This is a genomic window from Burkholderia reimsis (genome assembly GCF_003294055.1).
In the GTDB taxonomy this organism is placed as follows: Bacteria; Pseudomonadota; Gammaproteobacteria; order Burkholderiales; family Burkholderiaceae; genus Burkholderia; species Burkholderia cepacia.
Genome location: NZ_QMFZ01000035.1, coordinates 19,443 through 34,124, shown reverse-complemented (window position 1 = coordinate 34,124; position 14,682 = coordinate 19,443). Strand labels below are relative to the sequence as shown.

The window sequence follows — 14,682 nt, the reverse complement described above, 5'->3', positions numbered from 1 at the left end:
GGTCTCCCGCCGATGTTGCGATCCAAAGCATCTTGGCTGTCACTGAGTGCTTTCCTGTTCGACCTGCTGGCGGTTCTTGCCGCATGGTTGTTTGCTTATCTCGTCCGCTTCAACGGTAGCGTTCCACCCGATTTCCTCGGCGGGGCGCTCATGGCGCTGACGTGGGTTTTGCCCGTATACGCGCTGATGTTTCACATATTCGGCCTGTATCGCGGGCTGTGGGTATTCGCGAGCTTGCCCGACCTGATGCGTATCGCGAAGGCGGTGGTCGGCGGCGGCGTGATCGTGATGATCGGCGCCGTGATGTTCCAGCCTGTGCCGATCATTCCTCGCTCGGTGCTGCTCGTGTCGCCGCTTATGCTGTTCCTGGCAATGGGCGGCGCGCGCGCGCTGTATCGCGCGACGAAGGAGTATTACCTGTACGGCGGCCTGGTCGGGAAAGGCAAGCCGGTGCTGGTGCTCGGCGCCGGCACGGCCGGCGCAAGCCTCGCGCGCGAACTGTCGCGCTCCGGCGAATGGCGCCTCGTCGGCCTGCTCGACGACGACGTCACGAAGCAGGGCCGCGAAATCTACGGCTACAAGGTGCTCGGCTCGTTCAACGACCTCAAGCACTGGACCGACGCGATGAAGGTCGAGTACGCGATCATCGCGATTCCGTCGGCATCGGTCGAAACCCAGCGTCGCGTCGCGACCCTGTGCGTGCGTGCCGGCGTGAAGGCGATGGTGTTGCCGTCGCTGACCGCATTGATGCCGGGCCAGGGCTTCCTGTCGCAGGTGCGGAACATCGATCTCGAGGATCTTCTCGGCCGCGACGCCGTGACGATCGATACGCCGCACGTCGAGGCGCTGCTGCGCGGCCGCGTCGTGATGGTCACGGGTGCGGGCGGGTCGATCGGCTCCGAGCTGTGCCGGCAGATCCTGCGCTTCGCGCCTGCGCAGCTCGTCGCATTCGATCTGTCCGAATACGCGATGTACCGGCTGATCGAGGAGTTGCGCGAGCGCTTCCCCGACCTGCCTGTCCTGCCGATCATCGGCGATGCGAAGGATTCGCTGCTGCTCGATCAGGTGATGTCGCGCCATGCGCCGCACATCGTGTTCCATGCGGCCGCCTACAAGCACGTGCCGCTGATGGAGGAGCACAACGCATGGCAGGCGCTGCGCAACAACGTGCTCGGCACGTATCGCGTGGCCCGTGCGGCGATCCGTCACGACGTGCGCCACTTCGTGCTGATCTCGACCGACAAGGCCGTCAATCCGACCAACGTGATGGGCGCGAGCAAGCGCCTGGCCGAAATGGCCTGCCAGGCATTGCAGCAGACGAGCGGGCGCACGCAGTTCGAGACCGTGCGCTTCGGCAACGTGCTCGGCAGCGCAGGCAGTGTGATTCCGAAGTTCCAGCAGCAGATCGCGAAGGGCGGCCCGGTGACGGTCACGCACCCGGAGATCACGCGCTTCTTCATGACGATCCCGGAAGCGTCGCAGCTCGTGCTGCAGGCATCGAGCATGGGGCATGGCGGCGAAATCTTCATTCTCGACATGGGCGAGCCGGTGAAGATCGTCGATCTCGCGTGCGACCTGATCCGCCTGTACGGTTTCTCGGAAGAGCAGATCCGGATCGAGTTCACCGGGTTGCGGCCGGGCGAGAAGCTCTATGAGGAACTGCTCGCGGACGACGAGGCGACGACGCGCACGCCGCATCCGAAACTGCGGATCGCACGTGCCCGCGAGGTGCCGGACAATTTCCTCGACGAACTCCTGCCGTGGCTGATGCAGCATCGCGTGCTGCCCGACGACGAAGTGCGGCGGGATCTGCGCCGCTGGGTGCCCGAGTATCAGACTGCCGCCGTGCCGGCCCTGAAGAGCGTACGGGTCGCGTCGAACCGTTGACGGCCTTTGCCGCGGCGGCGCGGCAGTCGCTCCGAGCAAAAGAAAAGCGCCCCGCGGGGCGCTTTTTTCATGCTTCATGCCGGGCCATGAGCGGTTCAGTGGCTGCGCCGCTCCTTCCTCACTACCATCCATCGCGGCACGCGGAACCGCACGATGCTGAGATACAGCCACACGTAGGTCAGCGCGAACAGCACGACGAACACGAACAGGTGCACCGTGTGCCGCCAGAACAGCGTTGCGGGTATCACCGCGACGAGGCACAGCAGCCACAGGTACGGCGATGTCAGCGAATTGCGGCGCGTGAGGTCGTGCGCATGCTTCGTGCCGACCGCCCAGCGCATCAGCCGCTTGTACACGAGCATGTGCAGGTGCACGCCGTCCGGAATGCCGGGCGACATCCCGCGAATGAATTTCTTCCGGTAGATCGAGAAGCAGGTCTCGAAGATCGGGTACATGAACAGCAGTACCGGGTACCACGCGGATACCTCGCGGTTGCGCATCACGAGCATGATCGCGAGTTCCGCGAGCATGAAGCCGATGAAATAGGCGCCACCGTCGCCGAGGAAGATCAGCCCGGCCGGGAAATTCCACAGGAAGAAGCCGAGCACGGCGCCCATCATGATGATCGACGCGGACATGACGACCGGGTCGCGGACCTGGAACGCCACGTAAGCGAGCGATGCGAACATCATGAAGCTGACCATCGACGCGAGCCCGTTGAAGCCGTCGATGATGTTGACCGCGTTCGCGAGCGCCGCGACCGCGAGCACGGTGATGAACGCCGAAATGGCCGCGTAGCGGAGCAGGAAATCGAGCGGCGGCACGCTGATGCGCGTGACCGCGATACCCATCAGCCAGAACGCGAGCGCGGCCGCGCCCATCGTACAGAGCAGCCGCGCGCGCGGCGACACGCGTTTGGTCAGGTCCTCGACGAGGCCGGACAGAAACGCCGGCAGCCCGCAGGCCGCGATGCCGAGAATACTGCCCGCGATCGTCGGATAGTGCCGGGACAGGATCAGCGCGGCCACGACGACCCCGGCGAGGATCCCGATGCCCCCCACGCGCGGCACGGGCCGCACGTGGAATTTCTGCACGCCGGCCAGGTCGCTGTCGACCGAGAATTTCTCGTGAAGGTGCGCGTAGCGCACGATGAACAGCGTGACGAGCAGGGAGACGATGAAGCCGGACGCGAAGCTGAGCATGGGATCGCTCGAAAAATGGACAGCGGATTATACAAAACCGCGCGGGTTCCCCTCCTGCCATCGCCAGTGGTCGACACACATTTCCTCGATGCCGAGCGTCGCGCGCCAGCCGATGATGTCGGCCGCTGCCTGCGGGTTCGCGTAGCACTCGGCGATATCGCCCGGGCGGCGCGCGACGAGTTCGTACGGCACCGGGCGGCCCGAAGCCTTCTCGAACGCGCGCACGACTTCCAGCACGCTGTAACCCTGGCCCGTGCCGAGGTTCACGACGAAGCTAGCGTCGCGTTTCGCGAGCGCGTCGAGCGCGGCGATGTGCCCCTTCGCGAGATCGACGACGTGGATGTAGTCGCGCACGCCCGTGCCGTCCGGCGTCGGGTAGTCGGAGCCGAACACGCGCAGTTTTTCCAGCTTGCCGACGGCAACCTGCGCGACATACGGCATCAGGTTGTTCGGGATGCCGGCCGGATCCTCGCCGATCAGCCCGCTCGCATGCGCGCCGACCGGGTTGAAGTAGCGCAGCGTCGCGATGCGCCACGTCGGGTCCGACACCTCGAGATCGCGCAGGATCTGCTCGGCGATCAGCTTCGACTGGCCGTAAGGGTTCGTCGCGGACAGCGGGAACGACTCGTCGATCGGCGAGCGCTCGGGCACGCCGTACACGGTCGCGGAGGAGCTGAACACGAACTGCTTTACGTTGCGCTCGCGCATGACCTTGAGCACCGCGAGCAGGCCGCCGAGGTTGTTCTGGTAGTACTCGAGCGGCTTCTCGACCGATTCGCCGACGGCCTTGAGCGCCGCGAAATGGATCGTGCCGGTGATCGGATGCGCGTCGAACACCTTGGCGAGCGCGGCTTCGTCGCACACGTCGACCTGATGGAACGCGGGCGTCTTGCCGGTGATCCGCTCGATGCGGCGCACGGATTCGGCCTTGCTGTTGACGAGGTTGTCGACGATCACGACATCGAAGCCGTTGTCGAGCAACTCGACGGCCGTGTGCGAGCCGATGTAGCCCGCACCGCCGGTAACGAGGATGGTGCCTTTAGCGGTCATTGCAGATGCGCTCCTTCAGAGGGTGATGCCGGTTAACGAATGGATGGTACGCCGGTAGCGTTCGACGACCTGCTGTTCGTCGAATTCCGCCGCGACCTTCTGACGGCCGCGCGCGCCCATCGCGTCGCGTCCGGCCGTTCCGAGTTCGATCATGCGGAGCAGTTGCTCCGCGAGGCTCGCGCTGTCGCGCACACGGCACAGGAAGCCCGTGTCGCCGTCGGCGACGACGTCGCGGCAGCCCGGCACGTCGGTCGCGACGATCGGGCGCCCCATCGCCGATGCCTCCATCAGCGTGCGCGGCACGCCTTCGCGGTACGACGGCAGCACGACGCAGTCGGCCGCCGCGATATGGGGGCGCACGTCGTGCGCTTCGCCGAGATACTCGACGACGCCTTCGCCGACCCACGCATCGACATCCGCGCGGCCGATCGCGCTCGGATTGTCGACGCCGAGCGGCCCGAGCAGCTGGAAGCGCGCGTTCGGGAAGCGCTCGCGCACGACGCGCGCAGCCTCCACGTATTCGCGCACGCCCTTGTCCCACAGCAGGCGGCCGATCAGGATGAAGACGGGGGCGCTGCCGGCCGGCAGCGGCACCGGCGCGAACTGTTCGAGATCGACGCCTTCGCCGTGCAGCAGCCGCGCGCGATCGGGATGCGCGAGCAACTGCTCGTCGGTGAAGGTGGCGAGATCGTCGCGGTTCAGGAACCACACTTCGCGCGGGAAGCGGAACGCGAACCGGTACAGGCGCTTCGCGACGCTCGCCGCGCGGCTCTTCTGGATGAAGACGTAACCAAGCCCCGTCGTCACCGCGATCGACGGCACGCGCGCGAGCCACGCGGCGACCGAGCCGTAGATGTTCGGCTTGATCGTGTAGTGAAACACGAGATCGGGCTGCAGCGCGCGGTAATGACGGAACAGGGCGGCAAGCGTGCCGAGATCCTCGCGCGGGCTCGTGCCTTTCGACGCGACCGCGAGTGCCACGTAGCGGCAGCCCATCTGCTCGAGCAGGGGCACCGTGCGGTCGTGCGGTGCGATCACGATGACGTCGGCGCCGCGCGCGACGAGCGTGCGGATCAGCCCGTGGCGATACGTGTAGATCGCCCAGGCCGTGTTGCAGACGAGCGCGATGCGCAGCGGGGAGGTGGCGGACATGAAAAAAAGAAAAAATAAAGCGTCGAAATGGCCGAAAACGCCGGCTACGCGTCAGGCGGACGGCCGGGCGGCGAACAGCGTCTGCTTGATCCGCTGCAACGTACGGTACGGCGTCACGAAATGCAGCAGGTTCTTGGCGAGGCCGGCCCAGTCGTACGGGTTCAGCGCGTTGAAGTGGCTCAACAGCAGCGTGAGCGTCGACACCAGCTGGCGCCGGCGCTTGGTCGCACTGATCCCGCCCTCGTTCAGTTCGTAATAGAGGCCGAGTTCCGGCAGGTTCGCGCAATCGTAGCGTTGCATTAACCGCAAGAAAAGATCGAGATCCTCGGCCGCACGGTATTTCGCACGATAGTTCCCCACTTCGCGCACGGCGTCGATGCGCAGCATGACCGACGGATGCACGAGCGGCGAGCGCAGAAAGCGCGTGCGGCGCAGCGTGCGCGGATCGGCGGGCGGCGTCAGCATGAAGCGCGGTTCGCCGGCGCGCGACACGACCTGCGTCCACATGCCGACGCAGGCCACGCGCGGGTGGGCGCCGAGATACGCGCGTTCCTTTGCGAGGCGCTGTGGCGCAGCGAGATCGCCCGCGTCGATGCGGGCCGCGAAGCGAAAGCCGCGCGCGGCGAGCGCGTCGATGCCGGCCGCGAGCGCGCGCTCGATGCCGCCGTTCTCCGGCATGCGCAGCACGTCGATCGTGAGGCCGGGCAGGTCGGGCGCGACGATCGGCGGCGTGCTGCCGTCATCGACGATCAGCACGTGCACGGGCGTGTCCTCGCGAAACGATGCGAGGGTCCGAACGACGTCGTCGTGCCCGTTGTAGGCCGGCATCAGCACGGCCACGTCGTCGAGCGGGGTCGGGCAATCAGGGGACGTCATGGTCGCAGCTTGAAACGGATGTAATAAAAGTTGACGGCGGCGGCGGCCAGATAGCCGGCCGCCAGCCCGACGAGCGCGCCGTACAGGCCGAGCCGCGGGATCGCAAACAGGTTGACGAGCGCGGCGATCGCGAGCGCGAGCAGCCATTTCGACAGCAACACGAATTTTGCTTGATATTTGAGAACGATAAGATTGCCTATCGCCTCGATGCCGGCCGGCACCGACAGCCAGACCGCCCAGCGGAAGATGTCGACCGACGCCTCGTAGCCGTGGCCGAACACCTTGCCGACGATCAGCGGGGCGGCGGCGTCGAGCACGAGCGCGCCGGCCGTCATCAGGCAGGCCGTCATCGCGATCAGCCGGACGATGTTGCGGCGCAGCCGCGCGACGTCCTGCACGCGGTAGACGAAGGCGGGCGCGATCGTCTGCGCGAGCATCAGCGCGAGCGTGATCCAGTTCTCGTTGAGCTGCTGCGCGGCCGAGTAGCGGCCGAGATCGGCGAACGACACGTGACGCTCGAGCATCAGGCGGTCGAGCTTCAGGAACAGGTACATGCAGATGAGGCCGAGCCAGAACACGGTGCCGGCCGTCGCAAAGTGCCTGAACAGCGGCTTGTCGAACGTCCAGCCGAGCGAGCCGCCGTTACGATGCCGGTAGTACAGCATCAGCGCGAAACCGATGGCGGCGGCCTCGAGCGCCCACAGCCACGCGAAGCGGGCGGGGCCCGCGGCCGCACGGACGAGCAGCCAGACGAGCAGCGCCTTCGCCAGCGCGGTGACCATGCTGGTGACGAGCTGCGGCTTGCTGTAGGTCATGCTCTGCAGCCACGCGTTGATGACGCCGACGAACGGTTCGCGGAACACCATCGTGACCGCCAGGCCGGCGAGCATCGCGCCGACCAGCGGATCGAAGGCACCCGCGGCGATCGCGATCCAGGTCGCGACGAGCGCGGCGGCGGAGACGGCGATGCGCAGCGCGAATGCGCTGCCGAGTACCGCGCCGAGCTGGGCGGGCGGGCGCTGGACGATGGTCGGGACGAGGATTTCCGCGCCGCACACCCAGGTGAGCGGCGCCAGTACCAGGAGGAGCGTATTCGCATACTGCCATTTGCCGAACACATCCGGCCCGAAATAACGGGCCAGCAGGCCGCTGATCGCGATCGCGACGCCGATCTGCGTGAGCCGTTCGAGCCCCAGCCAGACGAGATTCGCGACGGCCTTCGCGACGTCCGGGTTGCCGAAGCGCTTCAGCATGCGCTGTGGCGGCGTGCGCGCAAGGGGGCCGGCAGGGCGCCCGGGGGCTGCAGGTCGGCGGCGACGGGACGGCTAGGCATTAAAATGGGCGGCATGCGCGTCATCAAAACCCGCGATTATAAGTGGGATCGGGGTGGCTTCCGCCGTTCTGCGCCAGCGGGCGCGCTCCTTGCCGGACGGGCATGTATCATGCGCGGCACCGGCGAGCGGCGGCCAGGCAAGCCAGACAATTTTCCATGCACGCAACTGAGAGAAGTGAATCGATGATCTCCCAATCCATCTTCAAGGCATATGACATTCGTGGCGTGGTCGGCAAGACGCTCGACACCGACACGGCGCGCGGGATCGGCCGGGCATTCGGCAGCGAAGTGCGCGCGCAGGGCGGCGATGCGGTCGTCGTCGCGCGCGACGGCCGCCTGTCCGGGCCGGAGCTCGTCGGCGCGCTTGCCGACGGCCTGCGTGCGGCGGGCGTCGACGTCGTCGATGTCGGCATGGTGCCCACGCCGGTCGGCTATTTCGCGGCGAACGTGCCGCTCGCGCTGAAGGACGGCGAGCGCCGCGTCGATTCGTGCATCGTCGTCACGGGCAGCCACAACCCGCCCGACTACAACGGTTTCAAGATGGTGCTGCGCGGCGCCGCGATCTACGGCGAGCAGATCCAGGCGCTGTACCGCCGCATCGTCGACGAGCGCTTCGAAACGGGCAGCGGCTCGTACGAACAGTTCGACGTGGCCGACCAGTACATTGCGCGCATCGTCGGCGACATCAAGCCGGCCCGTCCGATGAAGCTCGTCGTCGACGCCGGCAACGGCGTGGCCGGCCCGCTCGCGACGCGCCTGTTCAAGGCGCTCGGCTGCGAACTCGTCGAGCGCTTCACCGACATCGACGGCACGTTCCCGAACCACCACCCCGATCCCGCCCACCCGGAAAACCTGCAGGACGTGATTCAGGCGCTCAAGGACACCGACGCCGAGATCGGCTTCGCGTTCGACGGCGACGGCGACCGCCTGGGCGTCGTCACGAAGGACGGCCAGATCATCTATCCGGACCGCCAGCTGATGCTGTTCGCGGAAGAAGTGCTGTCGCGCAACCCGGGCGCGCAGATCATCTATGACGTGAAGTGCACGCGCCACCTCGCGCAATGGGTGAAAGCGAAGGGCGGCGAGCCGCTGATGTGGAAGACGGGCCACTCGCTCGTGAAGGCGAAGCTGCGCGAGACGGGTGCGCCGCTCGCCGGTGAAATGAGCGGCCACGTGTTCTTCAAGGATCGCTGGTACGGCTTCGACGACGGCCTCTACACGGGCGCACGCCTGCTCGAGATCCTCGCGAAGACGGCCGACCCGAGCGCGCTGCTCAACAGCCTGCCGGACGCGATGAGCACGCCCGAACTGCAGCTCTGGCTCGACGAAGGCGAGAACTTCCGCCTGATCGACAAGCTGCAGAAGGAGGCGAAGTTCGACGGCGCCGAGGAAGTCGTGACGATCGACGGCCTGCGTGTCGAGTACCCGGATGGCTTCGGCCTCGCGCGTTCGTCGAATACGACGCCGGTCGTCGTGATGCGTTTCGAGGCCGAGACGCAGGAAGGGCTCGAGCGCATCCAGGAAGACTTCCGCCGCGTGCTGACGGCCGCGAAGCCGGACGTCAAGCTGCCGTTCTGAGCATCGGCGGTCGGCGGGGCGCCCACGGCGCGAGGGTGGGTCCAATCGTCGCGCCGGCCCCGAAAAGCGGCGCATGCCCAAGGCGTGCGGCCGCTTTTTGTCTGTCCGCCCCCCCGGGCGCGATAAAATCGCGTCTTTATGCCTGTCGCCGGCTGCCAGCCGGCGTTTTTTCAGCGTGCAAAAGATCCTGATCGTGCGCGTGTCGTCGCTGGGCGACGTCGTGCACAACATGCCGGTGATCGCCGATATCCGGCGCCGCCACCCCGATGCGCAGATCGACTGGCTCGTCGAGGAAAGCTTCGTCGACCTCGTGAAGCTCGTCGACGGCGTGCGCAACGTGCTGCCGTTTTCGTTGCGGCGCTGGCGCAAGAAGCCGTTCTCGGGCGCCACGTGGCGCGAAATCCGCGCGTTCCGCCAGCGCCTCGCGGCCGAGCAGTACGACCTCGTGATCGATTGCCAGGGTCTCATCAAGACGGCCTGGGTCGCGAGCTGGGCGCGCGGCCCGCTCGTCGGGCTCGGCAACCGCACCGACGGCGCCGGCTACGAGTGGCCCGTGCGTTTCTTCTATCGCAAGCGGGTGCCGATCGCGCCGCGCACGCACGTCGTCGAGCGCTCGCGGCAACTCGTCGCGGCCGCGCTGGGCGACCCGGCGCCGACGCCGGCCGACCCGGTCGACTTCGGCCTCGATACGCGCGCGGCGGCGCTCGCGGTGGCCGCGCTCGGCCTGAACCTGCCGGTGCCGTACGTGGTGTTCGTCCACGCGACGTCGCGTGCCGACAAGCAGTGGCCGGACGCCGCGTGGATCGAGCTCGGTCAGGCGCTCGTGCGGCGCGGCGCATCGCTCGTGCTGCCGTGGGGCAACGACGCGGAGCGCGCGACCAGCGAGCGGCTCGCGAAGGAATTCGGCGCGGCGGCGATCGTGCCGCCGAAGCTGTCGCTGCCGGCCGTGGTCGGCCTGATCGACGGCGCGGCCGCCACCGTCGGGGTTGACACAGGTCTGGTTCACATCGCGGCGGCGCTGAAGCGTCCGACGGTCGAACTGTACAATTTCGCGACGGCCTGGCGGACCGGCGGCTACTGGTCGCCGAACGTCGTCAATCTCGGTACGGCGCGGCAACCCCCGTCGATCGCGCAGGTGAAGTCGGCGCTCGCGGGCTTCGGTCTCCTGTAACGCCCGCCATAGGCACGAACCGGCACGCGCACCCGCACGCACCGGCACGAATCCGCGCGAACCCAAGCGAACCGATCATGAGCGAATCCCAGATCATCGAAGTCCCGTCCGCCGACTGGAGCGGACACAACCTGTCGGCGCCGCGCGAGCAGCTGCTGGCCGCCGTCGAGGAAGGCAAGGTGCTGTATTTCCCGCACCTGCGCTTCGCGATCGAAGGCGGCGAGGAAGCGCTGCTCGATCCGGCGCTCGCCGACCCGAAACGCAAGAACATCAGCCTCGCGCCGAACGGCGGCGCGCTCGCCGGCGTGCTCGGCGACAGCGTCACGCAGTCGGCGGTACGCGCGCTCGTCGCGCGTTTCCAGCAGCAGGCCGGCACGCTCGTCGACGGCCTGTTTCCCGAATACCGCGGCAAGCTGCGCGTCGCGCCGACGAGCCTGCGGCTGATGCAGGTCGAGACGCGCCAGACATCCTGGCGCAAGGACGACAGCCGGCTGCACGTCGACGCGTTCCCGTCGCGGCCTAACTACGGCGAGCGCATCCTGCGCGTGTTCACGAACGTGAACCCGGCCGGCGTGCCGCGCGTGTGGCGCGTCGGCGAGCCGTTCGAGGATGTCGCGAAGCGCTTCCTGCCGCGCATCAAGCCGCAGCTGCCGGGTGCCGCGTGGCTGCTGAACCTGCTGCACGTGACGAAGTCGCCGCGCAGCGCGTACGACCACCTGATGCTGAACCTGCACGACAGCATGAAGGCCGATCTCGACTACCAGAAGACCAGCCCGCAGGAGACGATGCCGTTTCCGCCGGGCTGCGTGTGGATATGTTTCTCGGATCAGACTTCGCACGCTGTGATGTCCGGCCAGTTCATGCTCGAACAGACGTTCTTCCTGCCGGTCGACGCGATGGTTCGCCGCGAATGCGCGCCGCTCGGCATTCTCGAACGCCTGAAGGGCAGGGCGCTGGTTTGAGCGCGCACCTGCTTCGACGCAACACGAGGGCCGCCGCATGCTGCGGGTGATCTATCGCGCGCTGTGGTGGCTCGTCGCACCGATCGCCGTCATCCGGCTCTACGTGCGCTCGCGCAAGGAGCGCGGCTATCGCGAGCACATCGCCGAACGTTTCGGCCACGTGGCGGGCCGCTCGCGCGACGACCGCGCGCCGCTGATCTGGGTGCATGCGGTATCGGTCGGCGAGACGCGCGCCGCGCAGCCGCTGATCGACGCGCTGATGCGCGCGCGTCCCGATGCGCGCATCCTGCTCACGCACATGACGCCGAGCGGTCGCGCGACCGGCGAACAGATCTTCGGCGATCGTGTGCTGCGCTGTTACCTGCCGTACGACATGCCCGGCGCGGTGCGGCGCTTCCTGCATGCGTGGCGGCCGACGCTCGGCCTCGTGATGGAAACCGAGGTGTGGCCCACGCTGATCGACGAGTGCCGCCGCGCGGACGTGCCGCTGGTGCTGACCAATGCGCGGATGTCCGCGCGTTCGTTCCGGCGCGCGGCGAAGTTCGGCGCGGCGACGCGCGACGTGTTCGGCGGCTTCTCGCGCGTGCTCGCGCAGAGCCCGGCCGATGCGGAGCGTCTGACGTCGCTCGGCGCGCGCAACGTCACCGTGCTCGGCAACCTGAAGTTCGACATGACGACGCCGCCGGAACTGGCGGCGCGCGGCCATGCGTGGCGCGATGCGATCGGCGCGCGGCCCGTGTGGGTCGCCGCGAGCACGCGAGAGAACGAGGAGGCGCTGGTGCTGCAGGCGTTCGCCGCGATGCGTACGCCCGGCGCGCTGCTGGTGCTCGTGCCGCGCCATCCGCAGCGTTTCGCCGAGGTCGAGGCGCTCGTCGGGCGCAACGAGCTCAAGTGCGTGCGACGCTCCGCATGGGCGGCCGACGCGGCGGCACTCGCGGCCGGCCGTCCGGCCGCCGAGCCGCTGCCGGACGACGTGACGGTGCTGCTCGGCGATTCGATGGGCGAGCTCGGCGCGTATTACGCGGCCGCCGACATCGCGTTCATCGGCGGCAGCCTGCTGCCGCTCGGCGGACAGAACCTGATCGAAGCGTGCGCGGTCGGCGTGCCGGTACTGATCGGGAAGCACGTGTTCAACTTCACGCAGGCGACCGCCGACGCGGTCGCGGCCGGCGCGGCACTGCAGGTCGAGGATCCGCTCGATCTCGCGCACGTGCTCGACGCGCTGTTTGCCGACAACGCGCGGCGCATCGCGATGGGCGCAGCCGGCGCGGCGTTCGCTTCGCGTCACCGCGGCGCGACCGCGCGCACGGTCGACGTGCTTGCCGCGCTGCTGCCGCCCGCCGAAGCCGGCGCGCATGCGCTGCCGGGCGTGCAGGACGCCGCCGACGACGCATAGACGGCGGGCGGCGCGATGCCGCCCCGGCACACGTGGCGGCGTCGCAGCGCGCCGCTACGCTGCTCACACCGTCAGCAAACCCTTCTTCTCGATGAACGCGATCACGTCCGCGACGCCTTCGAGCGCCTTCAGGTTCGTCATCACGTAGGGCCGCTCGCCGCGCATCTTCCTCGTGTCGGACGCCATCACGTCGAGGTTCGCGCCGACCAGCGGCGCGAGGTCGGTCTTGTTGATCACGAGCAGGTCGGACTTCGTGATGCCGGGGCCGCCCTTGCGCGGAATCTTCTCGCCGCCCGCGACGTCGATCACGTAGATCGTCAGGTCCGACAGCTCGGGGCTGAAGGTTGCCGCGAGATTGTCGCCGCCCGATTCGATGAACACGATGTCGGCGTCGGGAAAGCGCGACAGCATCCGGTCGACGGCCTCGAGGTTGATCGACGCATCCTCGCGGATCGCCGTGTGCGGGCAGCCGCCCGTCTCGACGCCCATGATGCGCTCCTCGGGCAGCGCGCCGGCAACCGTCAGCAGCCGCTGGTCTTCCTTCGTATAGATGTCGTTGGTGATCGCGACGAGGTCGTAGCGCTCGCGCATCGCCTTGCACAGCATTTCGAGCAGTGTGGTCTTGCCGGAGCCGACGGGGCCGCCGATGCCGACGCGCAGCGGCGGCAGTTTCTTCGTGCGGCGGGCGGGGGAGGGTGCGGGTGCGTTCATGGCGTGTGTCGTGTTCAGGAGCGGAACAACCGCGAATACTGGGTTTCGTGCCGTGCGGACAGGATGCCGAGCTGCGGCGCGAACGTGTTGACGGCGTCGGGCGGCGTCGCGAGCGCGCGGCGTACGGCCGCGTCGATCGCGCCGCGCAGCGCGACGATGATGCGTTGCCCGGCGAGCTGGCCGAGCGGCACGGCCTTCAGCGCGGCGGACGTCTGGTTCTCGACCCAGCCGAATGCGTACGCGGCGAGCACGGCGTCGGCGCTCGCGTCGTGCGCGGCGGCCGCGTAGGCGAATGCGGTCGGCAGCGCGATCGGCGACATCGCCGCGAGCGTCGCGCGGCGCGCGGCATCGCCCCATTCGAGCGACGCGCACAGTTGCGCGAGCGACCAGCCCATCTGTTCGGTCTCGCGGCGCAGTTCCGCCGATTCGCGGCTCGCGACGAACCATGCATTTTCCGCGACGAGCGCGTGCGTGTCGTGCGCGTGCCAGCGCGCGAGCTGGTGCGCGAGGAACGGCAGCTCGCCGTGCGCGAGCACGTCGGTCAGGCCGCTGGCGATCCAGTCGCGCGCGGAATCGGCGTCGTGGATCAGGTTCGCGTCGAGCGCGGCTTCGAGGCCCTGCGAATAGCTGTACGCGCCGATCGGCAGCGCCGGCGACGCGAGATGCAGCAGCGCGACGAGTTCAGTGGTGGTCATGGCCGTGGCCGCGCGTGCATCCGGGACCATGCTGATGATCGTGATCGTGATCGTGATCGTGATCGTGATCGTGATCGTGATCGTGATCGTGATCGTGATCGTGCGAGTGCGAGTGCGAGTGCGAGTGCGAGTGCGAGTGCGAATGGCCGTGATGCTCGCCGAACACCTGCTGCGCAAGCGCGTAATCCTCGGCGAACGTCGCATCGTGCCCGTGCTTGTGTCCGCCGCCGTACGCGCCGGCTTCCGGCTGGAACGGCGCCTGCGTTTCCTCGACCTGCGTGCCGAGCCGGCGCAGCATGTCCGCGAGCACCGGGTCGGCCTCGAGCTTCAGGTAGCCGTCGCCGATCTCGACCGGCGTATGACGGTTGCCGAGGTGATACGCGGCACGCATCAGCGTGAGCGGATCGGCCGCGCGCACGCGCAGCACGGTTTCGGCGGCCGCGGCGATGCGCACGAGCGCGCCGTCGTCGGCGACGAGCACGTCGCCGTCGCGCAGGATCGTGCCGCGCGGCAGCAGCACTGCGACGTCTTCGCCGGTGTCGAGCGTCACCGCGAGGCGGCTCTTGCAGCGGGCGTCATAGGCGAGCGTGAGCGTCGGCGCGCGTGCGACGAGCGACGCGGCGAGTTTCACGTTCGGGGCGATACGTTTGTCGAGAGTGCGCATGAAAC

The 14,682-nt window shown here is 68.0% G+C and carries 13 protein-coding genes; 5 read left to right on the top strand and 8 right to left on the bottom strand.

Features of this window, described 5'->3' with window-relative positions; all coding sequences use genetic code 11:
• The first annotated feature begins 12 nt into the window (after window positions 1-12).
• Window positions 13-1,887: a polysaccharide biosynthesis protein gene (locus DPV79_RS31485; RefSeq protein ID WP_048024247.1), complete on the top strand. Its 1,875-nt coding sequence runs from the start codon at window positions 13-15 to the stop codon at window positions 1,885-1,887.
• A gap of 95 nt (window positions 1,888-1,982) precedes the next feature.
• Here DPV79_RS31485 and DPV79_RS31480 read toward each other — a convergent pair whose 3' ends face one another.
• The 5 genes from DPV79_RS31480 to DPV79_RS31460 are packed head-to-tail and all read right to left on the bottom strand — an operon-like array spanning window position 1,983 to window position 7,420.
• Window positions 1,983-3,089: an MraY family glycosyltransferase gene (locus DPV79_RS31480; protein WP_021161712.1), complete on the bottom strand. Its 1,107-nt coding sequence runs from the start codon at window positions 3,087-3,089 to the stop codon at window positions 1,983-1,985.
• 27 nt (window positions 3,090-3,116) lie between these two features.
• Window positions 3,117-4,139, bottom strand: a complete 1,023-nt coding sequence (gene galE / locus DPV79_RS31475; RefSeq protein WP_021161711.1) for a UDP-glucose 4-epimerase GalE — start codon at window positions 4,137-4,139, stop codon at window positions 3,117-3,119.
• A gap of 15 nt (window positions 4,140-4,154) precedes the next feature.
• Window positions 4,155-5,291 carry a glycosyltransferase family 4 protein gene (locus tag DPV79_RS31470; protein ID WP_060073764.1) on the bottom strand — a complete coding sequence of 379 codons (1,137 nt, stop codon included), beginning with the start codon at window positions 5,289-5,291 and terminating at the stop codon, window positions 4,155-4,157.
• A gap of 51 nt (window positions 5,292-5,342) precedes the next feature.
• Entirely contained in the window at window positions 5,343-6,167 is an 825-nt protein-coding gene (locus DPV79_RS31465; protein WP_021161709.1) for a glycosyltransferase, read from the bottom strand.
• Entirely contained in the window at window positions 6,164-7,420 is a 1,257-nt protein-coding gene (locus DPV79_RS31460) for a lipopolysaccharide biosynthesis protein (protein ID WP_059590324.1), read from the bottom strand. The genes DPV79_RS31465 and DPV79_RS31460 overlap by 4 nt, the downstream gene beginning before the upstream one ends.
• Window positions 7,421-7,683: 263 nt before the next feature.
• Between DPV79_RS31460 and DPV79_RS31450 the strand changes: the two genes are divergently transcribed.
• The 4 genes from DPV79_RS31450 to waaA all read left to right on the top strand — a co-directional run bounded on the left by DPV79_RS31450 (window position 7,684) and on the right by waaA (window position 12,607).
• Window positions 7,684-9,078, top strand: a complete 1,395-nt coding sequence (locus DPV79_RS31450; protein ID WP_021161706.1) for a phosphomannomutase/phosphoglucomutase — start codon at window positions 7,684-7,686, stop codon at window positions 9,076-9,078.
• A gap of 175 nt (window positions 9,079-9,253) precedes the next feature.
• The gene (gene waaC / locus DPV79_RS31445; protein WP_113047286.1) at window positions 9,254-10,249 is read left to right on the top strand and encodes a lipopolysaccharide heptosyltransferase I; all 996 of its coding nucleotides are present in this window, start codon (window positions 9,254-9,256) and stop codon (window positions 10,247-10,249) included.
• Window positions 10,250-10,326: 77 nt separating this feature from the next.
• On the top strand, window positions 10,327-11,211 hold the full coding sequence (kdoO, locus tag DPV79_RS31440; RefSeq protein WP_021161704.1) for a Kdo hydroxylase KdoO: 885 nt from the start codon (window positions 10,327-10,329) through the stop codon (window positions 11,209-11,211).
• 37 nt (window positions 11,212-11,248) lie between these two features.
• Window positions 11,249-12,607, top strand: a complete 1,359-nt coding sequence (waaA, locus tag DPV79_RS31435) for a lipid IV(A) 3-deoxy-D-manno-octulosonic acid transferase (RefSeq protein ID WP_113047285.1) — start codon at window positions 11,249-11,251, stop codon at window positions 12,605-12,607.
• Window positions 12,608-12,670: 63 nt separating this feature from the next.
• Here waaA and ureG read toward each other — a convergent pair whose 3' ends face one another.
• Genes ureG through ureE form a run of 3 tightly spaced genes read right to left on the bottom strand, consistent with a single transcriptional unit; the run spans window position 12,671 to window position 14,677 of the window.
• Window positions 12,671-13,318, bottom strand: a complete 648-nt coding sequence (ureG, locus tag DPV79_RS31430; RefSeq protein ID WP_059685657.1) for an urease accessory protein UreG — start codon at window positions 13,316-13,318, stop codon at window positions 12,671-12,673.
• Window positions 13,319-13,332: 14 nt separating this feature from the next.
• A complete protein-coding gene (locus DPV79_RS31425) occupies window positions 13,333-14,013 on the bottom strand; it encodes an urease accessory protein UreF (RefSeq protein ID WP_042976674.1) in 681 nt (226 codons plus the stop codon).
• Window positions 14,000-14,677: an urease accessory protein UreE gene (gene ureE / locus DPV79_RS31420; protein ID WP_113047284.1), complete on the bottom strand. Its 678-nt coding sequence runs from the start codon at window positions 14,675-14,677 to the stop codon at window positions 14,000-14,002. The genes DPV79_RS31425 and ureE overlap by 14 nt, the downstream gene beginning before the upstream one ends.
• Window positions 14,678-14,682: the final 5 nt, after the last annotated feature.

Coding starts and splice junctions, on each gene's coding strand:
- DPV79_RS31465 (WP_021161709.1), bottom strand. CDS start 6,167: ATGACGTCCCCTGATTGCCCGACCCCGCTCGACGACGTGGCCGTGCTG.
- DPV79_RS31485 (WP_048024247.1), top strand. CDS start 13: ATGTTGCGATCCAAAGCATCTTGGCTGTCACTGAGTGCTTTCCTGTTC.
- DPV79_RS31470 (WP_060073764.1), bottom strand. CDS start 5,291: ATGTCCGCCACCTCCCCGCTGCGCATCGCGCTCGTCTGCAACACGGCC.
- waaA (WP_113047285.1), top strand. CDS start 11,249: ATGCTGCGGGTGATCTATCGCGCGCTGTGGTGGCTCGTCGCACCGATC.
- kdoO (WP_021161704.1), top strand. CDS start 10,327: ATGAGCGAATCCCAGATCATCGAAGTCCCGTCCGCCGACTGGAGCGGA.
- DPV79_RS31450 (WP_021161706.1), top strand. CDS start 7,684: ATGATCTCCCAATCCATCTTCAAGGCATATGACATTCGTGGCGTGGTC.
- DPV79_RS31425 (WP_042976674.1), bottom strand. CDS start 14,013: ATGACCACCACTGAACTCGTCGCGCTGCTGCATCTCGCGTCGCCGGCG.
- galE (WP_021161711.1), bottom strand. CDS start 4,139: ATGACCGCTAAAGGCACCATCCTCGTTACCGGCGGTGCGGGCTACATC.
- ureG (WP_059685657.1), bottom strand. CDS start 13,318: ATGAACGCACCCGCACCCTCCCCCGCCCGCCGCACGAAGAAACTGCCG.
- DPV79_RS31460 (WP_059590324.1), bottom strand. CDS start 7,420: ATGCTGAAGCGCTTCGGCAACCCGGACGTCGCGAAGGCCGTCGCGAAT.
- DPV79_RS31480 (WP_021161712.1), bottom strand. CDS start 3,089: ATGCTCAGCTTCGCGTCCGGCTTCATCGTCTCCCTGCTCGTCACGCTG.
- ureE (WP_113047284.1), bottom strand. CDS start 14,677: ATGCGCACTCTCGACAAACGTATCGCCCCGAACGTGAAACTCGCCGCG.